Here is a 24,282-nt window from a genome sequence, read left to right on the forward strand (position 1 = left end):
CATGCCGGTACGGCCGCGACACTGTACTGTCGCTGCGGGATTGCGCCGGTGCTCACTCACCTGCGACCCATCTGTTGACCAATTGCCCAGTCGGAACGGCTAATTCGGGCAAGAACACGTGGAGGCGGCATGAGACACCAGGAGACCGTGTGACGGGCGAATCGATGACCTGGATACAGGCGCTCGTCCTCGGCCTGGTGCAGGGGCTCACGGAGTTCCTGCCGATCTCGTCGTCGGCGCATCTGCGGATCGTGTCGGGGGTGTTCTTCGGCGACGACGCGGGTGCTTCGTTCACCGCCGTCACGCAGCTCGGCACCGAGGCCGCGGTGCTGGTGTATTTCGCCAAGGACATCTGGCGGATCCTGCAGGCGTGGTTCAGCACCGTGCTGAGCAAGCTGTCGTCCCGGAACCGGGTTCCGATCACCGATCAGGTGACGACCCGGCTGCCCGTGGTCACCATGGGCCAGGCCGATCGCTACTTCGACGAAGAGCGGCAGCGCGAGCTGGACTACCGGGTCGGCTGGTATGTGATCATTGCCACCATCCCGATCGGCGTGCTCGGATTCCTGCTCAAGGACGTGATCCGGACCGCGGCGCGCAACCTGTGGCTGATCTCGTTCATGCTCATCGCGTTCGCGCTGGTGATCGCGGCGGCCGAGTATTACGGGCGCAAGCTGCGGCCGCTCGAGCAGCTGACCACGCGGGACGGGCTGGTGATGGGTTTCGCCCAGTGCCTCGCGTTGATTCCCGGTGTCTCGCGTTCGGGTGCGACGTCGTCGGCGGGTCTGTTTCTCGGGCTGACTCGTGAAGCGTCCGTGCGGTTTTCGTTCCTGCTGGCGATTCCGGCGGTGACTGCTTCGGGGTTGTTCAGCATTCCGGATGCGTTCAAACCGGCTGGTGAGGGACTCAATGCCAGCGGGGCGCAGTTGATCGTGGCGACGTTGCTTGCGTTCGTGGTCGGGTATGCGTCGGTTGCGTGGTTGCTGAAGTTCGTCGCCAAGCACTCGCTGGATTGGTTCGTCGGCTACCGGATCATCCTCGGTCTGACTGTTATGGGACTCCTGGCGACGGGTGTCGTGTCCGCGACATGATTAGGCTGACTACATGACGGTGATTCTGCTCCGGCACGGAGTCTCGACCTCGAACACCGCCCGCACCTTGGCCGGTCGCAGCACCGGCGTCGAGCTGACCGACCACGGCAACACCCAGGCCGAGGCGGTCGCCGACCGACTCGCCGGGCTGCCGATCCAGCGGATCGTGCACTCTCCGCTGTTGCGCTGTCAGCGAACGGTGGCGCCGCTGGCGGAGAAATTAGGGCTGGAACCGGTCTTCGACGACCGGCTGATCGAGGTCGATTACGGCGAATGGACCGGGCGACCGATCGCCGAATTGCTCAACGAACCCCTCTGGAAAGTGGTGCAGCGGCACGCCTCCGGCGCGGTTTTCCCGGGCGGTGAGGGGCTGGCGCAGGTGCAGACCCGGGCGGTCGCGGCGCTGCGCGAGCACGATCGGGCGCTCGCCGAACAGCACGGGCAGGACACGCTGTGGGTGGCCTGCACCCACGGTGACGTCATCAAATCCGTCCTGGCCGACGCATTGGGCATCCATCTGGACGGGTTCCAGCGGATCGTGGTCGAGCCGGCCTCGATCAGCGTCGTCCGCTACACGCCGACCGCGCCCTACGTGTGGCGGCTCAACGACACCGGCACCGATCTGTCCGCGCTGTCGAATCCGCCACGGCCCGTTTCCGATTCCGGCGCGGCCAAACCCGACGCCGCGGCCGACACCTCCGGGCCCGTTCCCGGCGGCGAGCTAGGTAACGCGGGGAGTGGGGATAATGGGAATGCGGAGCGCTGAGATTCCTTGTACACGGATAGTGGGCGTTGTATCCCAGCGCCGTGGGTAGTCGATCAGGGTCACGTATCAGGAGGTGCATGTGTCACGCGCAATCCATGTATTTCGCACCCCCGATCGTTTCGTCGCCGGGACCGTCGGTGAGCCGGGCGATCGTTCGTTCTATCTGCAGGCCATAGAGGAACCGCGGGTTGTCAGTGTGCTGCTGGAGAAGCAGCAGGTGAAGGTGCTCGCCGACCGGATGGGTCTGCTGTTGGACGAGGTTGCTCGCCGGTTCGGCGCCGAAGTGCCGCCGCAGGCCGAGGACATCGGCGATACCGCGCCGCTGGTGACGCCGGTGGACGCGGAGTTCCGGGTCGGCACCATGGGGCTCGGCTGGGACGCCGACGCTAATGCGGTGGTGGTCGAGTTGCTGGCGATCACCGAGACCGAGGTCGACGAGTCGGTCGTGCTCGACGACACCGAGGAGGGCCCGGACGCGGTCCGCGTGTTCCTCACCCCGATCCAGGCGCGCGAGTTCGCGCTGCGTTCGACCAGGGTGATCGCGGCGGGCCGGCCGCCGTGCCCGCTGTGCGGGGAGCCGCTGTCGTCCAGGGGGCACATGTGCGTGCGCACCAACGGGTACAAGCGCGGCGATATCTTCGGCGCGGCCGAGCTAGAGGAGTGATCGGTGACGCGGGCCGGGGACCGGTTCCACAGCGGCGAGCTGACGGTGATCGGGCGGATCAGCACTGCCAGTAACGTGACCCTGGTTTGCGACATTCTCGATGAGGGTGCAGCGCCGTTGCGGGTGGTTTATAAGCCGGTGCGGGGGGAGCGGCCGTTATGGGATTTCCCGGACGGGACGCTGGCTGGGCGTGAAGTAGCGTCGTATGCGATTTCCGCTGCCGTCGGTTGGGGGGTGATTCCGGAGACGATTCTGCGCGACGGGCCTTATGGGGTCGGGATGGTGCAGCGTTGGATCGAAGGGGTCGACAACCACACCGAGCAGGGGGATCGGCTCGATCTGGTTGATCTGGTCTCGCCCGGTTCGGTGCCGGATGGGTTTCGTGAGGTGTTGCGGGCGCAGGATCCGGCGGGGAACGAGGTTTCGCTTATTCACGCCGATGATCCGCGGTTGCAGCGGATGGCTGTGCTGGATGTATTGCTGAACAACGCTGATCGCAAGGGTGGGCACGCGTTGGAAGGGGTGGACGGGCAGGTGTACGGAGTGGATCACGGCATCTGTTTGCACACCGAGCACAAATTGCGCACTGTGCTGTGGGGGTGGGCCGGGCAGCCGCTGAGTGATGCGTTGGTTGCCGATATCACCGCGTTCGCGAAGGAACTGCCGGGGGCGGTGGCGGATGTGCTGGCTGAGCACATCACCGATGCCGAGATCGAGGCGTTGGTGGACCGTACGCAGGAGTTGGTCGACGATCCGGTGATGCCGACTCCGCGTACCTCTCGGCCGATTCCGTGGCCGGCTTTCTGAATTCAGCTTGCGCTGAGGTGATTTCCCGGCAGTGAATGCATTGCTGCATGCTGTGCCGAATGTCGGGTGATTTCTGTTCGGTCGGCAGCGTGAGTCGGCTGCCCGGGGCGTCGAAACAATGCGAGGCCGCGAGTGGATTGGCGGCGGATGCGATTGGTGGTGGGTGCCGTCGGCGGGCGAGTACGGTTGGTGGCGAGGGCGATCGGCGACCGGAGGGGTTGGTGATTTATGCCCTCGGCGGCGAGCGTGGTGGCGGCGAGTTCCGTTGTCCTACCAGCACCGCCGCCGACGCAGTTGTCTCGAACGCTGCCTCAGCTGAAGGAATGTGGGCCGAAGCGGCCCCACGCGACGAATACGGCGATGCCGAGATAGACCAGATTCACTATCGCGAACTTCCAACCACCATCGCGCAAATGGGTGATCATCGCGCCGATCATCAGCACGACCCAGCAGGCGGCGGTGACCGGCACCATGACGGGTGCGATATCGAGCACGGCAGGCAGGATCAGGCCGACCGCTGCCAGAATCTCGACCACTCCGAGGGCTTTGATGAACCCGGCATCGACGCGATCGGTCCACTCCCCGCCAGACGCCGCGGCCAGTTTCGCCTTGGGCACGAACGTCTTCGTGATCCCACCGGCCAGCGCGACAACCGCCAATACTCCGGCAGCGATCCACAGCGCGAGGTTCATGAGATTCTCCTTCAACATCGCAGGCAGCTCTGACACCGCCGCGTTCATCCGAACTGGCTCGCCGATGCGCTGACGAACGCCGACCACATCGACACCCGATGAACTCACCAGGCGCCCATAAGACGCCCGCACCCCGCCACCCGTGACGCCTCACTCGCGTGACGTGCGCCATAGCCGCACACCTTCTGATTTCCCGCACCGGAAATCGCATGCGAATCCAGGTGCGGGAAATCAGAAGCCGTGCGTCTGTGCAATCGGGGGCGCGCACCGTACGGGTCGCGTGTGGATGGTCGACCGCGGTCACTCTTTCAGGGCCATCCCCTGGCCGCCGGCGGCGTCGCGTGGCAACGAAATGTCGGGCTCTTCACGGTCGACCGCGATCACGGTCGATGGCGGAAGCTGATGCGCCTGCGGCGGGGGTGATCTCGATGGCTCGTCGGATGTGATCGGGCAGGTGCGATAAAGACGCGTCCGGTGAGTGGTTCGACCCGGGCGTGTCCGGTGAGCCGTGCGCCCCGAGCGTGTCCGGACTGCTCATGCGGCCTCGGTCTGAAGGGCGGGGCCGAGGAGGAGCCCACCGTCGATGACGTACTCCGAGCCCGTGATGAACGAGGCGTCCGATGACGTGAGGAACAGGAGAAGCCGGGTGACGTCGGTCGGTTCTCCGAGCCGGGGGATGGCGAACGGCTCGGGTGAGTAGAAATCGGCGATCGCCGCGGTGGCGCCGGCCGCTGGTTCTTGGATGAAGGGGGTCGCGATCACGCCGGGGTGGATGGTGTTCACCCGGATGTGGTCGCGGCCGAGTTCGAGTGCTGCCGTTCGGGTGAGCCCTCGGATGGCCCACTTGCTGGCGACGTACGGCGCGTAGTGAGCCGTGCCGCCCATGCTCATGGTCGAGGCGATGTTGACGATGGTTCCCCCTGCTGCGCGGCGCAGCGCGGGGGCTGCGACCTTGATGCCGAGGAAGGTCCCGGTGAGGTTGATGTCGAGGATGCGCGACCACGTGGCCTGGCCCGTATTTTCGATGGTTGCCGGCGGGTTCTGCACCCCTGCGTTGTTGACGAGCACGTTCAGGTCACCGAAGGCGCTCTCGGCGGCCAGCACAGCGGCGGACCACGAGCTCTCGTCGGTGACGTCGAGGCGGGTGAAGCGAGCGCGGGTCCCGAGCTCGTCGGCGAGCGCGGCGCCGCGTTCGGCGTCGATGCCGCCGATCACCACGTTCGCTCCTTCCGCGTGAAAGGCGCGCACGTGGCTCGAGCCCTGGCCGCCGGTTCCACCGGTCACGAGCACGGTCTGGTTGTCGAAGCGGGGCATCAGATGTTCCTTCGGTATGAGGTAGCTGGCCGGGGTCATCAGTGATGAACGGCGGCCAATGGTGAGCCGATCGACTCACCATTGCTCCGACAGTAGGTCTGCGGCAGAGGTGAGTCAAGCCACTCACCTCGTATGCTTGGCCTATGAGCAAGGTCGTGACGACGTATCACCAGCGCGTCGCCCAAGAGAAGCGCGCGCTGATCGTGACAGCCGCGACCGCACTGTTTCTCGAGTTGGGCTACGACCGGACGTCGCTGGCGCGGATCGCGGAGCGCTCGGGCGTTTCACGGGCCACCTTGTTCAAGCAGTTTCCGAGCAAAGCTGCCCTGTTCGACGCCATCGTGACCGAGTCATGGTCGAACGCCGACGAGGCGGATCCGCCGTCGGCCGGCAACGTCGTCGACGGGCTCGGCATCATCGGCCGCCGCTACGCCGAGCTGTTGGGCCGTGCCCAGATGACCGACCTGTTCCGGATCGTCATCGCCGAGCTGCCGCGGTTTCCTGAGCTGGCCCATGCGCAGTTCTCGCACGGGAAGATGCCCTACTTCGAGTCGGTACGCGGCTACCTCCTGGCCGAGCACGAGGCGGGAACGGTGCGGGTCGAGGACGTGGACCTCGCGGCCACCCAGTTCCTGGGCATGATCTCCAACTACGTCTTCTGGCCGTCACTGCTGGTGCCGGGCTGGGCGGTGGGCGCCGAACGCGTCGCTCAGGTCGTCGACGAGGCCGTCCGCACCTTCGCCGCCCGGTACGGCGCGACCGGACCAGCGACGTCCATCAGCGACTGATCCCGCCGCCGGCCCAAAACGTGCAAGGCTGGGCTCTCGAGGTGGAAACCGATAGCAATCGGGCGAGTGATGTTGCGGCACTGGTTCAGTGGGCGCACCGGGTTCCGATCGCGGGTGGTTCGGCATCGAATGCAGGACTGCACCGTGTGCCGATCGCAGGCGATGCCCCTGTCGATCGACTCGGATTTCTCATTGCCCTCGGGCCGCCGGGCCGCTACCGTCGGCGGTTGATTCCATGGCGCCCGGTGCAGCAGCGCAGATCCTCCGACAGCTGATTCTGCGAGAGCGAAAATCTTGACATCCCATGATTTGCTGAAAAACGCAGGTCGGGAGCGGCAGGTCAGCGGCTTACGGCGGGCTCTGGACCGGGGCGGGGGTCGATGATCTCGACCACACCTTTACCCTCGAATCATGCAGTCCTGGTCCGATACCGCCCTACCCACCATCCCCGGAGCAGGGCCACCGTTGCGGTTGTACGACACCGCCGACCGTCAGGTACGGCCGGTGACACCCGGTGCCACCGCCACCATGTACGTCTGCGGGATCACCCCGTACGACGCGACCCATCTCGGTCACGCCGCCACCTACCTGACCTTCGATCTGGTCAACCGCGCGCTGCGCGACGCCGGCCACGACGTGCACTACGTGCAAAACGTCACCGACGTGGACGATCCGCTGTTCGAGCGGGCCGAGCGCGACGGCCTGGACTGGCGCGACCTGGGCACCCGCGAGATCAACCTGTTCCGTGAGGACATGACCGCGCTGCGCATCGTGCCGCCGCGCGAGTACATCGGCGCGATCGAATCCGTCGACGAGGTCATCGAATTCGTGCAGAAGCTGCTGGCTTCAGGCGCGGCCTACGTCGTCGACGACGCCGAGTTCCCCGACATCTACTTCCGCGCCGACGCCACCGAGCAGTTCGGCTACGAGTCCGGTTACGACCGCGCCACCATGGAGCGCCTGTTCGCCGAGCGCGGCGGCGATCCCGACCGTCCCGGTAAGCGCGACACCATCGACGCGCTGCTGTGGCGTGCCGAGCGTCCGGGCGAGCCGTCCTGGCAGGCCCCGTTCGGCGCGGGTCGTCCCGGCTGGCACATCGAGTGTTCGGCGATCGCGCTCAACCGAATCGGGCCCGAGTTCGACATCCAGGGTGGTGGCAGCGACCTCATCTACCCGCACCACGAGTACTCCGCCGCGCACGCCGAGTCGCTGATCGCCGGCCGCCGCTTCGCCCGCCACTACGTGCACGCCGGCCTGATCGGCCTGGACGGCGAGAAGATGTCGAAGTCCAAGGGCAACCTCGTCCTGGTCTCGACGCTGCGCCGCAGCGGAGTCGACCCGGCCGCCATCCGCCTCGGCCTGCTGGCCGGCCACTACCGCCAAGATCGCATGTGGACCGACGAGGTGCTCGAGCAGGCGAAGGCCCGTCTCGACCGGTGGCGTCGCGCCACCGCCCTCGCAACCGGACCCACCGCCACCGACACCATCGCCCGCGTCCGCCAGCACCTGTCCGACGACCTGGACACCCCGAAAGCGTTGGACGCCGTGGACAATTGGACCCGCCAGGCCCTGGACTACGGCGGCTCCGATCCCGAAGCGCCAGCCGCTATCGCCTCCGCCGTCGACGCCCTTCTGGGCCTGAGCCTGTAGTTGCTTCGCACGTCTGCTTGTCGCTCCGCACATCCCGCATGACTCTGAGGGGGTGTGTGCAGGGGCAAGTAGGCGTACGAGGAATGGCGCACTACCAGGCCGGCATTCCGTGCCTCGTCAAGCCTGACGTCCGCTTAGCATCCGTATCAAGAGTGGGAGCCCAGTCGAAGGCGTTGACTGCGTGGTGGCCGACGTTCCGGGCAGGACGTTGCTGGCTGTCTCGATGTGCGACCTCGGCCGCGGGATTCGGTGTGACGAGCAAGGCGGTCGCGCGCAGTGGCACCGGATCGGCTCGACGGCCCGGCCAGCGTTCGGGTGAGCAGACACGACGTTGGGCGGTCGTCGCCGGCGGTCCGTCGACTGGGAATACCGCAGACGAGAGGCCGGCGAATGTGATTCTCCACTGTGCCGGAACTGCGCCCCATTCGATCGGCCGAGTGCGGATGGCGCGGCGGTGGTGCGTGGGACGCGCCCCATCGGTTTGGTTGGGTGTGGATGTCGGTCGGTTCGGTTGGGTTGCGCGTCGTCGGTTCGGTTGGGTGTGGATGTCGGTTGATTCGGTTGGGATGCGTCTCGTCGGATCGGTTGAGTGCGGATGCCTGTCGATTCAGCTAGGACGCACCTCATAGGATCAGCCGATTCGGTGCCCCCCGAAGGGCTGAGACAGCGTCCCCCGGATCGGCGGAAATGGTTGCCGGGGGCCTGCATTCCGTGATGTGGTACTGCGGTGTGCAACATTCCTGGGCGAGGGTTGATCGGGCGGCGGACGATGCTGGGCGGAGCGCTCGGCGCCGGAGTATTGCTGGCTGCGGGGCGACTGACCGCGTCGGCCGATCCCGCCGCGCCACAGACCGTGGCCGCTCGGCAGCGATTCTTCGGAACCGACACCGTCGACGCGAAAACCGGTGCGGTTCGGGCGGATCTAGTGGTGCTGGCCTGGGTGGGCTGCACCACGTACGCGATGGCCATGGGCGGGTCGGTGTTCCTGTTGGACGCTTGGGTGCCCCGCCTCACCAGCACCGGATATGTGCCCGCCACACCACAGGATCTCGCCGACCTCGCGCCCGAGGCGATCTTCATCGGACACGGCCATTTCGATCACGCCGGTGATGCCGGACGGATCGCCCAGGCGTCCGGCGCCGTCGTCTACGGGACCGCCGACCACGGCACGACTATCCGTGCCCAGGTGAGCGATCCGGCATTCCGGACCGTCGCCCTCGGTGACGCGAATTCGCAACCGGGGGAGCGGCACGACTTCACCGTCGGCCCCATCGAGGTGACCGCGATCCGCCACGTGCACTCCGCCCCCACCGCCCCCGAACGCCCCGGCGGCTCCGCCCCGTTCTTCCCGATGCCGGAACTCTGCGCCCTCGTCCAACATCCGCCCAGCCTGGCCGGCATCCTGCAAAACGTCCCGCGCCTGAACGACCCCGAGGGCGGCTCCCTCCTCTACCAATTCCGTGTCCCCGGCTTCTCCCTGGTCTGGCACGACTCCACCGGCCCTCTGACCGAGAAGGCCCCGCACGTCTTCGACATCTTCGCGAACCTACCGAAAACCGACCTCCACATCGGCGCCATCCAAGGCTTCAACCAAATCACCAACGGCCTCCGCGACCCCCGCCGCTACATCGAAGCCATCACCCCCGCCCTCTTCGTCCCCACCCACCACGACAACTGGCTCCCCGGCATCACCGCAGGCGCCGCCACCTACGACCCACCCCTCCAATCCGAACTGACCCGCATCCCCACCCCCCACCGCCCCGAACTCCGCTCCCTCCACGACCCCGCCGACTACATCCGCCCCGCCCGCCTAACCTTCCCCCTCTAACCCCCACCCCACCAACACGCTTGCGCCCACTGCAAACCCGCACCACCTGCCGCGAGAACGTCGCCGAGCGAGACGTCGTCGTGCCAAACCGCGAATGTCCCCTCCACCATGTCCCACTCGACAAGGCCACGCGCCCAGTTGCGTGCCGAGCGGGACATGGTTGCACCGCACCGTGAGTGAGCCCGCTGTGGTGTCCCGTTCGATGAGCTGCGGCATCGCATCGTCTGCCGAGTGGGCCGTCGCTGCGTCGGGACGCGAGTGGGTCGGCCGTGCACACCTTCTCGATCGCCCGCGCCCCCGGCCTAGGTGTCGAGCGGGACATGGTCGCGCGAAATCGTGAGTTCCCCTCGGCCACGTCCCGCCCGACAAGGGCATACGCCGACTTGCGTGCCGAGCGGGACAAGGCTGCGCCGAATCGCGAGCGAGCCTGCCGTGGTCTGCCTTTCGATGCGCGATGGCAGCGCATTTGTTCTGCCGTGTGGGCCATGGTTGTGTCGGAACGCGTGTGGGTCGTCCGTGTACGCCCGCTCGATCGTCTCCCCGCCCCCGCCTGCGTGCCGATCGGGACATGGGTGCGCCCGCCGGGTTATCCCGTTCGATGAGGGTGCGCCCTTCCGGTTGCTGGCGAGCGGGCGTTGCTGGGCCGGAGCGTGACTGGGCGGTCGGTGGTGTCCCGTGCAGTCAGGAGGTCGGTTCGTGGACTCCAGGGGAGAGGTCGGGGGAGTAGAGGCGGTCGACGTCTTGGGCGTATTTGGTGGCGATGGGGGTGCGGCGGAGTTTCATGGTGAGGGTGATTTCGTCGCCGCCGGGTTCCCAGAAGGCGGGGAGGACGGTGAAGCGTTTGATCTGTTCTACCCGGGAGAGTTTGGTGTTGCCGGCGGCGACGCCGCGGGCGATCTCGGCGATGACGCCGGGGTGGCCGGCCAGGGCGGCGGCGGAGGCGTCGGGCAGACCGTGTTGTGCGGCATAGGGTTCGGCCGTTTCGGCGTCGATGACGATGAGCGCGGTGTTGAACGGGCGGCGGTCGCCGATGGTGGCGATGGAGCCGATCAGCGGGGTCGCGGCCTTGATGGCGTTCTCGATGTTGGCCGGGGACATGTTCTTTCCGGCGGAATTGATGATGAGTTCTTTCTTGCGGTCGACGACGCGCAGGTATCCCTCGGCGTCCTGGGTGAGGATGTCGCCGGTGTGCAGCCAGCCGTCGGCGTCGAGGGCTTCGGCGGTCTTGACCGGTTCCTCGCGGTACGCGCGCATGATCGACGGGCCACGGACCAGGAATTCGCCGTCCTCGGCGATGCTGGATTCCAGACCGGGGAGCAGCCTGCCGACCGTGCCGAGCCGGGCCTCCTGCGGCGGGCTGACGGACGCGATGCAGGTCACCTCGGACATGCCCCAGACTTCGGAGATCGGAATGCCGAGGCCGAAGAAGAACCCCAGCGTCTCCGCCGGGATCGGCGCGGCGCCCGACATCGCCCACTTCATCTGGTCCATACCGAGTTTCGCGCGCAGCTTGGACAGGACGGCGGCATCGGCCTTCGCCCACTCGGCGGCAAGCGCGTCGTCCATCGGCTCGCCGGACAGCTCCGCGGCGGCCTTGCGCTCAGCGACGCCGAGGGCCCACTGCAGGCCCGCGCGGGTGGCGTCGTCGGGCTCGTTCGCCACCGCGAATTCGATTGCGGCCTTGAACTTTTCCCACACGCGCGGAACCGCGCCCCAGATCGTCGGCCGGGCATCCAGCAGCGCGGCGGCCAGCTGACTGCGGTCGGGTACGACGGTGATCTGACTGCCGAACACCTCCTGGAGATACAGCGCGGTGAACCGGTCGGCCATGTGCGCGGTCGGCAGGTAGGAGGTCTGCCGGTCGCCGAATTCGACGGGTAGCACCGAGGCGAAGGCGTGAGCGTCGAACAGCAGGTTGGCGTGGGTGAGTTCGACGCCCTTGGGGTTGCCGGTGGTGCCGGAGGTGTAGCAGAGCGTCACGACGTCGTCCGGTTGCACCGCGCGCCAACTGGCTTCGAAGTCGAAATCGCTGCGCCCCAACGACTTCAGCTCGTCGACGCTGATCGTTCCGGCCGGCGCGCCGTCCAGGCTGACGATGGTTTCGATCGGCACCCCGCACGCCCGGATCCGGTCGACGTATTGCGCCTCGCAGATCACCACCCGGTTCCCCGCGTTGCCGAACACGTAGTTCAGCTGCTCGGGAACCAGCGTGTTGTACACCGAGAACGACGTCGCCCCGGCGTGCTGCGCGCCGACTTCGAGCGGATAGAACTCCACCCGATTGGCCATCATCAAGGCGATCGTGTCGCCCCGCCCGATCCCGAGCGCGTTCAACCCCGCCGCGATCTCCCGCACCTGCGCGGCGTAATCCCGCCAGGTCAAACTGTGTTCGCCGCCGATCGACCGGACCGCGACCGCGTCCGGATCGATGGACGCCACCCGCTGGAATGCGGCGCAGGAAGTATTCGGTTCGGTCATCGCGCAACCCCGTTCAGAACAGCTGTCTATCTATCCGAGACGGTAAGGGCCGCGCCGCGACCCGGGGACGTTTCTGTCGATTTCCTCCACCACGCGCGGGTCAGCGTCGGCGATTTGAGTTAGACACCTACCCCGTAGGGGTATATGGTCGAGCTAGCCGACGGCACGCTTCGATTCGATCGAGCCGAGCTTTCCGAACGAGGAGTGAGGTACGTGAACCACGACCAGCACCGCGCCCCGACCCGCCGCACCGTCGTCCTCGACGTGCGCGGCGTCCGCTGGGCCAGCCAGGCCAATGTCGTCACCGCCGTACTCCGCCGCAGGCCCGGCGTCCTCGACGTCGCCGCCAACCTGACCGCACAGACCGCCACCATCGCCTACGACCCGGCCCACACCTCGGTCGCCGAACTAGCCGGCTGGATTCGCGACTGCGGCTACCACTGCGCAGGACGTTCGGTACCGAACCACATCTGCGACCCCCTGATCGAGCCGCGCAACGACGGCCACGCGCCGGACGCCGCGACCATCGCGACGACCGATGCCGCGCGCTCGGCTGACACCTCGCCCCACGAGATGCCGTCTGCGCATGACGCGCACGCACCTGTCGTTCAGGCCGGGCGCACCGATGCCGCGCACGCTGGCCACGACATGCATGCAGATCGCGACGCGTACACGGGTCACGACATGCAAGCCGGCCACGATGCGCATGCCGATCGTGATGCGCACGCAGGCCACGAAATGCAAGCCGGGCACGCTGCCCACGCCGGCCATGCCGGAATGTCCATGGAGGACATGGCCGCTGACATGCGGAATCGGTTTGTCGTTGCCGCCGTGTTCGCGGTGCTGGTGATGTTGTGGTCGCCGATGGCTACCGACATGTTCGGGTTGCATCTTCCGGTGCCGTTCGGGATGCGGCAGGATATTTGGGCGTTGATCTTGAGTTTGCCGGTGGTGTTCTATTCGTCGGCGATCTTCTTCACCGGTGCGGTGGCGGCGTTGCGGGCGCGCACGTTGGACATGATGGTGTTGGTCGCGGTGGGGATCGGGGCGGGGTGGTTGTATTCGCTGGCGATCACGCTGACCGGCGGGGGCGAGGTGTTCTATGAGGCCTCGACGATGCTGGCAACCTTTGTGCTGCTCGGGCATTGGTTCGAGATGCGGGCGCGCGGCGGGGCGAATGACGCCATCCGCGCGCTGCTGGATCTGGCGCCGCCCAAGGCGGAGGTGATCCGCGACGGCGCGCCCGTGGAGGTGCCTACCGCCGAGGTGGTGGTCGGTGATCTGCTGTTGGTGCGCCCTGGCGCGAAGATCGCCGTCGACGGCGTGGTGGAGGAGGGGGACAGCGAGGTCGACGAGTCGATGGTGACCGGCGAGAGCATGCCGGTGCACAAGGAGCCGGGCGCGACGGTCATCGGCGCCTCGCTGAACACCAACGGCACCTTGCGAATTCGCGCGACCAAGGTCGGCGCGGACACCGCGCTGGCGCAGATCGTGGAACTGGTTCAGCAGGCCCAGAATTCGAAGGCGCCGGGCCAGAAGTTGGCCGACCGCGCGGCCTTCTGGCTGGTCCTGGTCGCATTGTTCGGCGGCGCACTGACCTTCGCGGTGTGGCTGCTGGTCGGCGCCTCGTTCGCCAAGGCGATGCTGTTCGCCATCACCGTCGTTGTGGTCACCTGCCCGGATGCCCTCGGCCTCGCCACCCCGACCGCGATCATGGTCGGCACCGGCCTCGGCGCGAAACGCGGTGTGCTGTTCAAGAATGCGCTCGCCCTGGAAGCCGCGGCCCGCATCCAAACCGTGGTGATGGACAAGACCGGCACCCTCACCAAGGGTGAACCGGAAGTCACCGATGTGATTACCGCCGAAGGGTTTTCGGCCGACGAGGTCCTGCGCCTGGTCGCCGCCGTCGAACGCGAATCCGAACACCCCTTGGCCGCAGCGATCGTCCGCCATGCCGAAACCCTCGGCAGCACACCCTTGTCCGCGAACAAGTTCGAGAACGTCCCCGGCCACGGCGCTATCGCCGAGGTCGACGGCCATCGCGTAGTGGTCGGCAACCGCCGCCTGTTCGAACGCGAGCGCATCGACCTCGGACCGCTTGCCGCACAACGCGATCGGCTCGCCGACTCCGGCCACACCGCGGTCCTGGCCGCGATCGACGGCACCGCCGCCGCCGCGATCGCCCTCGCCGACGCACCACGCGACACCTCCGCCGCCGCCGTGGCCGAGCTGCACAACCTCGGCATCGAGGTGGTCATGCTGACCGGCGACAACCGCGCCACCGCCGAACGCATCGCCGCCGACCTCGGCATCGACACCGTCATCGCGGAGGTTCTCCCCGGCGACAAGGCCGCGAAAATCGCTGAGCTGCAACAGAACGGCCGCAAGGTCGCGATGGTCGGCGACGGCGTCAACGACGCTCCCGCGCTGGCCGGCGCCGACCTGGGCATCGCGATCGGCGCGGGCACCGACGTCGCCATCGAAACCGCCGACCTCGTCCTGATGCGCTCCGACCCGCTCGACGTCCCCACCGCCCTGCGCATCGGCCGCGGCACCCTGCGCAAAATGCATCAGAACCTGGCCTGGGCCGTCGGCTACAACACCATCGCGCTGCCCATCGCCGCGGGCGTCTTCGTTCCGGCGTTCGGCTTCACCCTGCGCCCGGAGATCGCCGCCATGTCGATGTCGGGTTCGAGCATCATCGTCGCCCTGAACGCGGTGTCGCTCAAACGCCTCCGCCTGCCCGGCCGCACCTCGAGCGGCGACTAGTGTTGGCTCGGTGAGTCAGCCCGTCAAACGCCCCCGCCAGCCGCGGATGCAGCTCGAGGTGCGGCGCGAGCAGGTGCTCGACGCCGCCCTGCGGCTGGTCACCCGTCACGGTTATGCGGCGACCACGATGGAGGCCGTCTCCCGCGAGGCCGAATTGGCCAAACCTCGTGTCTACGCGGCCTATCCGGGCGTGGAACCGCTGCTGCTCGCCCTCTTCGACCGCGAAGGGCAGCGCGCGCTGGCGACCCTGGCCGACGCGATGCCGGTCTTCACCGAGGACGGCGACTTCGACGACATCCTCGTCGCGGCGATGACGAACCTGCTCACCGCCGTCACCGCGAACCCGGACTCGTGGCGCCTGCTGCTCCTGCCCGCCGTCGACGCGCCGAGCCAGGTCCGCGAACGCTCCGCGGCCGCGATGCAGTTCGCCCTCGATCAGCTGCGCGCCCTGCTCGAATGGGGTCGTGACCGCCGTCCGGGCCTCGCGGACCTGGATCTGGAACTGCTGGCCATGTCCCTGCTGGCCGCGGGCGAGCGGGCCGGGCACCAGCTCCTGCTCGATCCCGAGCAGTTCAACATCGCCCGCTACGAACAGTTCGCCCGCGGCATGCTGGCCGTGATCGCCCCGCGTTGACCGGATCGTGCTGTACATGTCTGAGACACTGACCTAGATTCGGTGGGCATGAAGACGATTGAGCTCACCGCACCCGATGGCCGGCTCGAGGCGCTCCTCGCGCGACCGTCCGGGGATGGCCCGTGGCCCGGGGTCGTGGTGATCCACGACGGCGTGGGGTTCAGTGCGGATCTGCGGCGGACCGTCGGGATGCTGGCCGACTACGGGTATCTGACGATCGCGCCGAATCTGTTCTCGCGTGGACGGGTGCGCTGCATTCGGGCGATCTTCCGGGCGCTGGCCTTCACCGGCGACGGACCGCCGGTGCGCGACGTCATGGCCGCGCGCGACCGGCTCGTCGCCGAACCCGACTGCACCGGCCGCACCGCCGTGATCGGCTTCTGCATGGGCGGCGGATTCGCGCTGCTGGTCGCGCCGAAGGGTTTCGACGCGTCCGCACCGTTCTATCCGTCTCTCTACGGCGACTACCGCGCCGTGCTCGACGGCGCCTGCCCGGTCGTGGCCAGCTACGCCCAACGTGATCCGATCCTGATCGGCGCGTCCCGCAAGCTCGACGAGGCGCTGACCGAACTCGGCGTCGAGCACGACATCAAGGTCTATCCGAAGGTCACCCACGCCTTCGCCAACGTCACCCCGGTCGACCCGCTGCTGCGCGTCACCGGCCTCGGTTACAACGAGGACGCGTCCCGCGACGCCTGGCAGCGCATCTTCAGCTTCTTCGATACGCACCTGACCGGAGCCGAAAAGTCCTGACCTGGGCGGTTATTCACCGCGCCACTGCGGAGCCCGCTTCTCGGCGAACGCGCGCGGACCCTCCAGCGCGTCCTTGCTGATGAACACCGGACCCGCCTCTTCGAGACTCATCTGCCAGATCGGGGTATCCCAGTCCGAGCCGAAGTCGTTGACGCGGTGCATGATCCGCTTCGACGCGCGCACGGACAGCGGTGCGTTCGCGGCGATGGTCTCGGCCAGTTCGAGCGCGGCGGTCAGCACCTGGTCGGCGGGCACCACCCGGTTGACCAACCCCCAGTGCGCGGCGCTCGCGGCATCGATCGGCTTGCCGGTCAACGCCATCTCCAGCGCGATCTTCGGCGGGACCGCGCGCGGCAGCCGCAGCAAGCCGCCTGCCGCGGCGACCAATCCGCGCGTCACCTCAGGCAAGCCGAGCGACGCGTCCTCGCTCATCACCGCGAGATCGCTGGCCAGCACGATCTCGGTGCCGCCGCCGAGCGCGAACCCGTTGACCGCCGCGATGAGCGGCTTGTCGACGAAATGCTGGACCAGCCCGGCGAATCCGTATTCCGGATGCTCCGGATCGTGAATCACGTTGCCGCGCGCCAACTCCTTGAGATCGGCCCCGGCGCAAAAGGCGCGCCCGGTCCCGGTGATCACCCCGACCCGCAGCAGCGGATCGGCGGCGAGCTCGGCCAGCGCGGCGCCCACCGCACTCGACAACGCGGCATTCACCGCGTTCATCGCCTCCGGGCGATTCAGGGTGATGACGGCGATGTGCCCCTTGCGTTCCAGCGTGGCTGCGGCGGTCAAAGTGGCCCTCCTTCAGAAGTCCATTCGAACCTACCGGGACGCTGCCGCGCCGGACGGCGGCATCCCGGTCAGCGGGCGCAGTCGGCGAGCTGTGGATGTGAGCACAGCTACCGCGCCGCGCGGCCCATAATGACCGGTTCCGACCGCGACCCCGTGCAAGACTTGGCGCGTGAGTGGGCCGAGCAAAGACATTCAGCAGGACAGCGGCAAGTCTGACGCCAAGACGGGCACCGGTAGCCACGCGGTGCCGGATCGCGGAGACGTGATCGGGTCCGGGATCATCTGGCTCGCGAAGTGGTCGCTGTGCATCGTCGCGATCGCGGCCGGCTCGTGGGTGCTGATGTATCTGCTCGCCAAACTGTGGGTGGTGATCCTGCCGGTCGCGCTCGCGATCGTCGTCGCGACCGTGCTGTGGCCGCCGACCCGCTGGCTGACGAATCATGGCCTGCGCCCGGCGCTGGCGGCGAGCATCACGATGGTCGTGTTCATCGGAGCGCTGGCCGGCATCATCGCGTTGATCGTGCCGTCGGTGGTGGACCAGGCGCCGGATCTCGCGGACAAGTCCACCGCGGGTGTGAATCAGGTGCGCGACTGGATGCAGGGCCCGCCGTTGCGGATTCGCGACGAGCAGCTCAACTCCGCGGTCGACGCGATCGTCTCCCGGCTGCAATCGAGCGCCGCGCAGATCGCGGGTGGGGTGTTCTCCGGGGTGTCGACGGCGACGTCGGTGCTGATCACCCTGTTCCTGGTGCTCGTGCTGAGCTTCTTCTTCGTCAAGGACGGGCCGCGCCTGCTGCCCTGGCTGCACGCCGTGCTCGGCAGCCGCAGCGGCCGGCACGTCGAGGAGGTGCTGAACCGAGTCTGGGGCACCCTCGGCGGGTTCATCCGGACCCAGGCGCTGGTCAGTTTGATCGACGCGGTGTTCATCGGGGCCGGGCTGGTGATCCTCGGGGTTCCGCTGGCGCTGGTGCTCGCGGTGATCACGTTCATCGGCGGGTTCGTCCCGATGGTCGGCGCGTTCGTGGCCGGCGCGCTCGCGGTGCTCGTCGCGCTGGTCGGCAACGGATTCACTACGGCGCTGATCGTGCTGGCCATCATCGTCGCGGTGCAGCAGCTGGAAGGCAATGTGCTGCAACCGGTTCTGCAGAGCCGGAGCATGAAGCTGCATGCGGTGCTGGTGTTGCTGGCGGTCACCGCGGGCGGCTCGCTCTACGGCATCGTCGGTGCGTTCCTCGCGGTGCCGGTGGTGGCGGTGGTCGCGGTGGTGGTCCGCTACATCGGCGAGCAGATCGATGTGGTCACCGCCGCGCCACCGGAGTCGGACGACGAGGTCCAACCCGCACCGGAGTAGCTCAGTCGGTCTGCCGGGCCGCCGTCAGCGCGGCGAGCGCGCCGGCGAACATGGTGTTCTTGATCGCGCCGAGGGTGCCGGAATCCTTGCCGCCGAGCGGGGCGAGCAGGGCGAGCGCGGTGTCGGTGATCGCGCCCTCGGCGGCGGTCGCGTCGACGATATCGACGGCCAGCGCGTCGGTTCCGCCGAAGCGGCGGCCGGTGGTCATCGAGGCGATCGCGGTCTTCGGGGTGAGCTTGGCCTGGATGAGCGCGGCCATGCCCTCGGTGAACGGGATGCGGATGTCCACCTCGGGGAAGCAGAAGTAGCCGCGATCGGCGCGCATGACCCGGTAATCGTGCGCGATGGCCAGCATGGCGCCCGCGCCGAACGCGTGACCGGGGAGGGCGGCGACCGTGGGGACGGGCAGCGCGAGCACGCGTGCGAAGATGTGCTGCACCTCGCCGACATACCACGGGCCACGGCCGCTGTTCGCGCCGAGCCAGTCGAGGTCGAGGCCGTTGGAGAAGAATTTGCCGCTCGCGGTGGTGACCAGGCCCTGCGCGCCATCCGCGACGATGGTGTCGAGGTGGGCGTTCACCTCGTCGAGAAAGGCCGGGGAGAAACGGTTTTCGTCGGCGCCGAGGTCGAGGACGGCGATCTTGTCGTGGTAGGTCAGGTTCGGCATGGGATTCCTTATGTCGTGAGAGGGGATTTCGGGAACAGGTGAGTTGTCATGGGGGCGGCCCGAGTGCGAGGACGGCCCGCACCGCGGCGCGGAGTTGTTCGGGGGCCAGGGGATTGGTGAAGCGATTGCGGCGCAACAGGATCGCGGTGGGCAGGTCGACCAGGCACAGGTTGAGCACGTCGACCGCGCGCCGGTCGCCGCGGCCCCACAGGTTGCGCGACAGTCGGATCATCAAGTCCACCAGCACCTTGTCGGTGTCGGCGAGCTCGGTCGCGATGTTCTTCGGTACCTCGCCGAGCAGTTCGTCCCGCTCGATGGTGAGCAACAACCGGGAGGAGACCGGGAACTTCTCGGCGAACGCGACGGGCGCTTCGGCCGCGGCGACCACCGCATCGACCCCGTCCTGCTTATCGGGCCCGTCCAGCGCGTCGTCGACCAACGCGGACTGCAACGCCAGAAACCGATGCGCCGCCCGCAGCCAGGTGCGACCGAGTAGCTCTGCCCGGGACCCGAAGGTGTGATAGATCGCCCCGTTGGACACCCCGGTCGCCGCCGCGACGGCACGCGTGGTGACCGAAGCCGGACCCGAGTGCACGGCCAGCGACTCCGCGGCATCGAGGACGATGTCGGGGTCGTGGGTCCGTGGGCGAGGCATGCCCTCACAATAACAGAGCATCTGCTCTGCTATTCGATCGGAACCTCGCCGCATGCCGATGAGTGCGCTCTGTCGGCCGTCGGCGAACTCTGCGGTCTGTCGGCCTCGGCGGGCCGGCGCACTCACGGCTAACTCCCGAGGCGATGACCTCGCGCGACACCGCCAGCCGATTCCGCACGCGCACTACATATTTCACTGAGTAACAGGTACTTGGGGTCCTCGGAAGAAGGGTGCGGCGGCTTGGCTATCCTCGTACGAGCCGACGAGACAATGGGGTACTGTTCGGTCCTTCCACCCCTGCCCGAACGAACAGAACGGCGCCCGGCATGTCACGTGTGGTCACCAAGGAGCAGTACTTCGACACGGCTCTGGAGGTGCTCGCCGAACTGGGTTTCAAGGGGCTCAACATCGGTGTGCTGTGCCGCAGGCTCGGGGTTACCAGCGGCTCGTTCTATCACCATTTCGGCAGCTGGCAGGGCTTTGTCGACGTGTTGCTGGAGCACTGGGAGAACCGGCAGGTGCTGATCCTGCGCACGCTGAAGTTCAACCAGGGCAACCCCGACGACGACATCCGCGCCATGTCCGACCTCGCCTCCGGCCTGCATCACGCCGCCGAGGCCGCGATCCGCGCCTGGGCCGCCAACGACGAGTCGGTGAACCTGGCGCTCAAGCGGGTCGACGAATCCCGCAGGCGCACAGTGCACAAGGCGATCAAGGGCGTTGTCGGCGATGACGACACCTCCGCGGTGGTCACCTCGCTCGGTATGGCCATGTTGATCGGCTACCAGCAAATCGCCGCCGGCGGTGAAGATCTCTCCTTGGACAAGCTGCTCAACGAATACGCGCGCCTGATCTACTCCCACGCCCGCCGCTGACGCTCAGCCCAGCAGTTCGTCCACGTAGCACCAGCGCCACGCCTCGCCGGGCTCGACGCTGCGCATGACCGGATGCCCGGTGCTGCCATAGTGCTTGGTCGCGTGATTGCCGATGGACGAGTCGCAGCAGGCGATGTGTTTGCAGGACAGGCACATTCGCAGATGGACCCAGCTGAGCCCTTCATCGAGGCACTCGGCGCAGACATCCGGGCCTGCGGGATCGACGACCAGGGGGGCGTTTTCCAGATGGGCGCACGTGTCGCCCGCCCGGGGAGCGGCGAGCGGCTCGAGGGGTTCTTCCTCGGTCTCGTCGTACCGATCGATCATTGATTCCTCGAGATCCAGCCGGGACAGTACGTATTGCAGGATCTCGTAGTCGGCCCCACCCGAATCGCGCACGCGCAGAACCGTTTCCCGTTCGGCGCGCAGCATCTTCAACCGCAGCCGCCGGTATTCGGCAGTCGGAGTGGCGAGTTCGGATTCGGAGCGGCCGAGACGCTCCCAGGCGGCGTTGGTCTTCCAGGTGACCCGGTCGCGCAACGAATCGACCACCGAGGCAGGCGTTTCCGGGGTGACCCACTTGTCGAGTTCGGTCAGGCCCGCAGTGGTGGCCTGCTGGAGCAGGTTTGCCTTCTGTAGCGCGTTCTCGGCGCGACTCGGCCCGCGCAGGTGTAGCAGTCGCACCAGCCACGGCAGTGAAGTGCCTTGTAGCAGTAGCGTTCCCGCGACGACGACCAGCGCGAGAAGTTTCAGTACCGGCAGCTGCGGGGTGTCCTCCGGCAACAGCAGCACCGCGGCCAAGGTGACCACACCACGCATCCCCGCCCACGAAACCAGCACCGAATGCCTGATCGGCACCCCGCCGGTATGCCGCCCGAGCCGGCGAATCAGCAACGACCACGGGAAGATCCACAGCGGCCGGGCCAGCATCGTCGCGAGCAGCACCCCGATCGCGGCCACCACCAGGGTCCCGTGATCGAGCCCGCTGCTCCACGCACCCTCGAGAATCGCGCGCACCTGCAACCCGATGATCACGAACACCGAACTCTCCAGAATGAACTGGATGGTCCGCCAATTGGTGCGCTCCGCGATCCGCGACGCCGCGCTCTGCCACACCGGCGCACCGTGCCCGAGGATCATGCCGCAGGTCACCACCGCGATCACCCCGGACGCGTGGATTCCTTCGGCCGGCAGATACGCCGCGAACGGCGCGAGAAACGACAGCGTCGTATCCAGCACCGGATCGGTGATCCGCCGGCGAAGCAGCGCAAGCAGGTACGCCACCACGACGCCGACCGCGGCCCCGCCACCCGCGGCGAGCAGGAAGTCGCCACCGGCCTGCCACACCGACACGGTCCCGGCCGACGCGGCGATCGCGGTGCGCAACGCCACCAGCGCGGTCGCGTCGTTGAACAGCGACTCGTCTTCGAGGATCGTCACGATCTGCCGTGGCATGCCGATCCGCCTGGCCACCGCGGTCGCCGCCACCGCGTCCGGCGGCGCCACCACCGCGCCCAGCGCGACCGCGACCGCGAACGGCACCGGCAACAGCAACCACACCACCGTCGCGACGGCGAACGCGCTGAACAGCACCAACCCCACCGACAGTGACGCGATCGTGCGGAGGTTGGCCCGGAAATCCACCAGCGACGTCCGGATCGCCGCTGTATACAACAGCGGCGGCAGCAACCCGAGCAGAATGATCTCCGGATCGGGATGGATCTCCGGCACGAACGGCAGATACGACGCGGCGACACCGGCCACGGTCAGGACGAGCGGTTCGGACACTCCGAAGCGGCGGGCGAGCGCCGCCAGCGCCGCCGCCGACGCAACAAGAACCACAAGGCCGATCGCGACATGCACCGTCGCATTCTCGCAGAGCGCACCGACGGCAACTCGCCGCGCGGTAGATGACACGTCCGGCGTCGACGGATTTCCTGTGTGAGCGGGGTTCAGGGTCCATGCTTGTCGGCGACAAGGAGGTAGGCATGGAGGAGTTTGCGTCCTGGCGGGCGAACGGCCGGCGGTTCACCCACCGCGGCCACCAGATCTTCTATCGCGACGACGGCGGTGGCGCCGACGGCGCACTGGTCTGCATCCACGGTTTCCCGACCGCGTCCTGGGACTGGCATCGAGTCTGGCCCGGACTGTGCGGACAGTTTGCCCGGGTGCTCGCGCCGGACATGATCGGCTTCGGCTGGTCGGCGAAACCGCGTAATTACGTGTACTCCATCGCGGATCAGGCGGATATTCACGAGGATCTGCTGCGGGAGCAGGGGATCGACCGGGTGCACATCCTGGCGCACGACTACGGCGACACCGTCACTCAGGAGTTGCTGGCGCGCGACGCCGAACGCCGGGCGGCCGGTGACGAGTCGCTGGTGATCGAATCGGTGTGCCTGCTCAACGGGGGATTGTTCCCGGAGACGCATCGGGCTCGGTTGTTGCAGCGGTTGCTGGCCAGTCCGCTCGGACCGTTGTTCAGCCTGCTGGCGACGGAGAGCGCGTTCAACGCGGGGCTGTCCGGTGTGTTCGGACCCGACACCAAACCGACCAGGGAGGAATTGGATCAGTTCTGGACCCTGTGGTGTGGCAAGCGCGGCAAACGCAACGGGCACAAGCTGATTCGTTACATGAGTGAGCGGCGGAAGCATCGCGAACGGTGGGTCGGGGCGTTGCGTGACGCTCAGGTTCCGGTGCGTCTGATCGACGGTTTGCTCGATCCGGTCTCCGGCGCGCACATGGTCCGCCGGTATCGCGAGCTGATTCCGAATCCCGATGTGGTGGAGTTGCCGAAGGTCGGCCACTACCCGCAGGTGGAAGCCGCAGAGGAGACGCTCTCGGCGTTCCTCGATTTTCATGCGACCCGGGTTCCGCACCGGACGACCTGATCGATGATCAACGGCACACTGCCGCGGCGTTTCGGGTGCTGTGCCGTTGATCATGAACGCCACCGGCGAACCGGCCGGTCAGGGGCGTGTCGTTTCGCCTCTATGGCATATCCCATAACATGGTGGTATGGCAGGGACACGCCGAGCGCGTAGTGAGGGTTCTGTACGCCCACGTCCGGGTGATGCGCGGCGGCGGATGATCGAGGGGGCGGTCGAGTCGTTGCGGGTGCACGGGGCCAGCGCGACGAGCGTCGATCGGGTGCTCAGCACTACCGGCGCGCCGCGCGGGTCGGTGTATCACCACTTTCCTGGTGGGCGCACGGAGTTGATCAACGACGCGGTGGTCATGGCGGGCAGCGTCATGTCCGAACTCATCGAGAAACTGGCTCGGGAGAACGACCCGGTGACGGCGCTGGACAAGTTCGCCGCGATGTGGCGACACACGCTGGTGGACAGTGACTTCCGCGCGGGCTGTCCGGTGTTCGCGGTCGCGGTCGAAACCAACGACGACGCACCGGAATTCGCGCGTGCCGCCGCGGACGTTTTCGCTCGCTGGGAGCGTTCGCTCGCGGACATGCTTGTCCGAGACGGTGTTTCCGAGTTGCGCGCGCAGAGCCTCGCGACTTTGACTGTTGCGTCGTTCGAGGGTGCGATCGCGTTGTGCCGAGCGCAGCATGACATCGCGCCGCTCGACAAGGTTGTCGGTGAACTCCGGGACCTGATTCCCGCTGTCGCCCGCGCGGATTGACCCAAGCGGGTCTTACCGCGGCGATCAGCGTCGCGAAATGGGTGGTACCTCTTGACACAGCTATTATGG

Annotated in this window: 21 protein-coding genes; 14 read left to right on the plus strand and 7 right to left on the minus strand. The window is 67.3% G+C overall.

All coding sequences use genetic code 11. The features are described 5' to 3' along the window. The first annotated feature begins 164 nt into the window (after window positions 1-164). From AB0M22_RS28330 to AB0M22_RS28345, 4 genes are all read left to right on the plus strand, one after another. Window positions 165-1,091 (plus strand): undecaprenyl-diphosphate phosphatase, encoded by a 927-nt coding sequence (locus tag AB0M22_RS28330; RefSeq protein ID WP_364734021.1) that lies wholly within the window; start codon window positions 165-167, stop codon window positions 1,089-1,091. A 13-nt stretch (window positions 1,092-1,104) separates the two neighbouring features. Then, complete coding sequence (locus tag AB0M22_RS28335) at window positions 1,105-1,857, plus strand: histidine phosphatase family protein (RefSeq protein ID WP_364733066.1); 753 nt, start codon at window positions 1,105-1,107, stop codon at window positions 1,855-1,857. A 79-nt stretch (window positions 1,858-1,936) separates the two neighbouring features. Next, entirely contained in the window at window positions 1,937-2,521 is a 585-nt protein-coding gene (locus AB0M22_RS28340) for a DUF3090 domain-containing protein (RefSeq protein ID WP_040735411.1), read from the plus strand. A 3-nt stretch (window positions 2,522-2,524) separates the two neighbouring features. Then, window positions 2,525-3,328: an SCO1664 family protein gene (locus AB0M22_RS28345; protein WP_364733070.1), complete on the plus strand. Its 804-nt coding sequence runs from the start codon at window positions 2,525-2,527 to the stop codon at window positions 3,326-3,328. A 311-nt stretch (window positions 3,329-3,639) separates the two neighbouring features. Here the strand turns inward: AB0M22_RS28345 and AB0M22_RS28350 are convergent, their stop codons facing one another. Together AB0M22_RS28350 and AB0M22_RS28355 are read right to left on the minus strand one after the other, a co-directional pair. Continuing rightward, window positions 3,640-4,020 carry a DoxX family protein gene (locus AB0M22_RS28350; protein WP_364733073.1) on the minus strand — a complete coding sequence of 127 codons (381 nt, stop codon included), beginning with the start codon at window positions 4,018-4,020 and terminating at the stop codon, window positions 3,640-3,642. Between the two features lie 534 nt (window positions 4,021-4,554). After that, entirely contained in the window at window positions 4,555-5,334 is a 780-nt protein-coding gene (locus tag AB0M22_RS28355; protein ID WP_364733076.1) for an SDR family oxidoreductase, read from the minus strand. Window positions 5,335-5,477: 143 nt separating this feature from the next. On the opposite strand from AB0M22_RS28355, the gene AB0M22_RS28360 reads away from it, so the two are divergent. The 3 genes from AB0M22_RS28360 to AB0M22_RS28370 all read left to right on the plus strand — a co-directional run bounded on the left by AB0M22_RS28360 (window position 5,478) and on the right by AB0M22_RS28370 (window position 9,600). Beyond that, window positions 5,478-6,122 (plus strand): TetR/AcrR family transcriptional regulator, encoded by a 645-nt coding sequence (locus AB0M22_RS28360; RefSeq protein ID WP_364733079.1) that lies wholly within the window; start codon window positions 5,478-5,480, stop codon window positions 6,120-6,122. A 411-nt stretch (window positions 6,123-6,533) separates the two neighbouring features. Continuing rightward, complete coding sequence (gene mshC, locus AB0M22_RS28365) at window positions 6,534-7,772, plus strand: cysteine--1-D-myo-inosityl 2-amino-2-deoxy-alpha-D-glucopyranoside ligase (RefSeq protein WP_364733081.1); 1,239 nt, start codon at window positions 6,534-6,536, stop codon at window positions 7,770-7,772. A gap of 769 nt (window positions 7,773-8,541) precedes the next feature. Then, complete coding sequence (locus AB0M22_RS28370; protein ID WP_364733083.1) at window positions 8,542-9,600, plus strand: MBL fold metallo-hydrolase; 1,059 nt, start codon at window positions 8,542-8,544, stop codon at window positions 9,598-9,600. Between the two features lie 681 nt (window positions 9,601-10,281). On the opposite strand, the gene fadD11 is transcribed toward AB0M22_RS28370, so the two are convergent. Beyond that, complete coding sequence (gene fadD11, locus AB0M22_RS28375; protein ID WP_364733086.1) at window positions 10,282-12,078, minus strand: fatty acid--CoA ligase FadD11; 1,797 nt, start codon at window positions 12,076-12,078, stop codon at window positions 10,282-10,284. A 213-nt stretch (window positions 12,079-12,291) separates the two neighbouring features. Here fadD11 and AB0M22_RS28380 point away from each other — a divergent pair, with 213 nt between their 5' ends. Genes AB0M22_RS28380 through AB0M22_RS28390 form a run of 3 tightly spaced genes read left to right on the plus strand, consistent with a single transcriptional unit; the run spans window position 12,292 to window position 16,234 of the window. Next, window positions 12,292-14,847, plus strand: coding sequence for a heavy metal translocating P-type ATPase (locus tag AB0M22_RS28380; protein ID WP_364733088.1), 2,556 nt, complete (start codon window positions 12,292-12,294; stop codon window positions 14,845-14,847). Window positions 14,848-14,857: 10 nt separating this feature from the next. Beyond that, the gene (locus AB0M22_RS28385; RefSeq protein WP_364733091.1) at window positions 14,858-15,481 is read left to right on the plus strand and encodes a helix-turn-helix domain-containing protein; all 624 of its coding nucleotides are present in this window, start codon (window positions 14,858-14,860) and stop codon (window positions 15,479-15,481) included. Window positions 15,482-15,529: 48 nt separating this feature from the next. After that, window positions 15,530-16,234, plus strand: a complete 705-nt coding sequence (locus AB0M22_RS28390) for a dienelactone hydrolase family protein (RefSeq protein ID WP_364733094.1) — start codon at window positions 15,530-15,532, stop codon at window positions 16,232-16,234. Between the two features lie 9 nt (window positions 16,235-16,243). Here AB0M22_RS28390 and AB0M22_RS28395 read toward each other — a convergent pair whose 3' ends face one another. Continuing rightward, entirely contained in the window at window positions 16,244-17,026 is a 783-nt protein-coding gene (locus AB0M22_RS28395; RefSeq protein ID WP_364733097.1) for a crotonase/enoyl-CoA hydratase family protein, read from the minus strand. Between the two features lie 244 nt (window positions 17,027-17,270). Between AB0M22_RS28395 and AB0M22_RS28400 the strand changes: the two genes are divergently transcribed. Continuing rightward, the gene (locus tag AB0M22_RS28400; RefSeq protein ID WP_364734024.1) at window positions 17,271-18,377 is read left to right on the plus strand and encodes an AI-2E family transporter; all 1,107 of its coding nucleotides are present in this window, start codon (window positions 17,271-17,273) and stop codon (window positions 18,375-18,377) included. 1 nt (window position 18,378) lies between these two features. On the opposite strand, the gene AB0M22_RS28405 is transcribed toward AB0M22_RS28400, so the two are convergent. Together AB0M22_RS28405 and AB0M22_RS28410 are read right to left on the minus strand one after the other, a co-directional pair. Continuing rightward, entirely contained in the window at window positions 18,379-19,044 is a 666-nt protein-coding gene (locus AB0M22_RS28405; protein ID WP_364733100.1) for an enoyl-CoA hydratase-related protein, read from the minus strand. Between the two features lie 46 nt (window positions 19,045-19,090). After that, window positions 19,091-19,699 (minus strand): helix-turn-helix domain-containing protein, encoded by a 609-nt coding sequence (locus AB0M22_RS28410; RefSeq protein ID WP_364733103.1) that lies wholly within the window; start codon window positions 19,697-19,699, stop codon window positions 19,091-19,093. Between the two features lie 326 nt (window positions 19,700-20,025). Here AB0M22_RS28410 and AB0M22_RS28415 point away from each other — a divergent pair, with 326 nt between their 5' ends. Continuing rightward, window positions 20,026-20,574 (plus strand): TetR/AcrR family transcriptional regulator, encoded by a 549-nt coding sequence (locus tag AB0M22_RS28415; protein WP_150401419.1) that lies wholly within the window; start codon window positions 20,026-20,028, stop codon window positions 20,572-20,574. A gap of 3 nt (window positions 20,575-20,577) precedes the next feature. On the opposite strand, the gene AB0M22_RS28420 is transcribed toward AB0M22_RS28415, so the two are convergent. Beyond that, window positions 20,578-22,437 carry a Na+/H+ antiporter gene (locus AB0M22_RS28420; protein WP_364733107.1) on the minus strand — a complete coding sequence of 620 codons (1,860 nt, stop codon included), beginning with the start codon at window positions 22,435-22,437 and terminating at the stop codon, window positions 20,578-20,580. Window positions 22,438-22,562: 125 nt separating this feature from the next. Here AB0M22_RS28420 and AB0M22_RS28425 point away from each other — a divergent pair, with 125 nt between their 5' ends. Continuing rightward, on the plus strand, window positions 22,563-23,465 hold the full coding sequence (locus tag AB0M22_RS28425) for an alpha/beta hydrolase (protein WP_364733110.1): 903 nt from the start codon (window positions 22,563-22,565) through the stop codon (window positions 23,463-23,465). A 127-nt stretch (window positions 23,466-23,592) separates the two neighbouring features. Further along, a complete protein-coding gene (locus AB0M22_RS28430) occupies window positions 23,593-24,213 on the plus strand; it encodes a TetR/AcrR family transcriptional regulator (protein WP_364733113.1) in 621 nt (206 codons plus the stop codon). Window positions 24,214-24,282: the final 69 nt, after the last annotated feature.

Source organism: Nocardia sp. NPDC051756 (assembly GCF_040681495.1).
GTDB lineage: Bacteria > Actinomycetota > Actinomycetes > Mycobacteriales > Mycobacteriaceae > Nocardia.

Excerpts from the sequence above, each read along its gene's own strand:
- AB0M22_RS28330 (WP_364734021.1), top strand. The coding sequence starts at position 165 with ATGACCTGGATACAGGCGCTCGTCCTCGGCCTGGTGCAGGGGCTCACG.
- AB0M22_RS28335 (WP_364733066.1), top strand. The coding sequence starts at position 1,105 with ATGACGGTGATTCTGCTCCGGCACGGAGTCTCGACCTCGAACACCGCC.
- AB0M22_RS28350 (WP_364733073.1), bottom strand. The coding sequence starts at position 4,020 with ATGAACCTCGCGCTGTGGATCGCTGCCGGAGTATTGGCGGTTGTCGCG.
- AB0M22_RS28355 (WP_364733076.1), bottom strand. The coding sequence starts at position 5,334 with ATGCCCCGCTTCGACAACCAGACCGTGCTCGTGACCGGTGGAACCGGC.
- AB0M22_RS28360 (WP_364733079.1), top strand. The coding sequence starts at position 5,478 with ATGAGCAAGGTCGTGACGACGTATCACCAGCGCGTCGCCCAAGAGAAG.
- mshC (WP_364733081.1), top strand. The coding sequence starts at position 6,534 with ATGCAGTCCTGGTCCGATACCGCCCTACCCACCATCCCCGGAGCAGGG.
- AB0M22_RS28370 (WP_364733083.1), top strand. The coding sequence starts at position 8,542 with ATGCTGGGCGGAGCGCTCGGCGCCGGAGTATTGCTGGCTGCGGGGCGA.
- fadD11 (WP_364733086.1), bottom strand. The coding sequence starts at position 12,078 with ATGACCGAACCGAATACTTCCTGCGCCGCATTCCAGCGGGTGGCGTCC.
- AB0M22_RS28390 (WP_364733094.1), top strand. The coding sequence starts at position 15,530 with ATGAAGACGATTGAGCTCACCGCACCCGATGGCCGGCTCGAGGCGCTC.
- AB0M22_RS28405 (WP_364733100.1), bottom strand. The coding sequence starts at position 19,044 with ATGCCGAACCTGACCTACCACGACAAGATCGCCGTCCTCGACCTCGGC.
- AB0M22_RS28410 (WP_364733103.1), bottom strand. The coding sequence starts at position 19,699 with ATGCCTCGCCCACGGACCCACGACCCCGACATCGTCCTCGATGCCGCG.
- AB0M22_RS28415 (WP_150401419.1), top strand. The coding sequence starts at position 20,026 with ATGTCACGTGTGGTCACCAAGGAGCAGTACTTCGACACGGCTCTGGAG.
- AB0M22_RS28425 (WP_364733110.1), top strand. The coding sequence starts at position 22,563 with ATGGAGGAGTTTGCGTCCTGGCGGGCGAACGGCCGGCGGTTCACCCAC.
- AB0M22_RS28430 (WP_364733113.1), top strand. The coding sequence starts at position 23,593 with ATGGCAGGGACACGCCGAGCGCGTAGTGAGGGTTCTGTACGCCCACGT.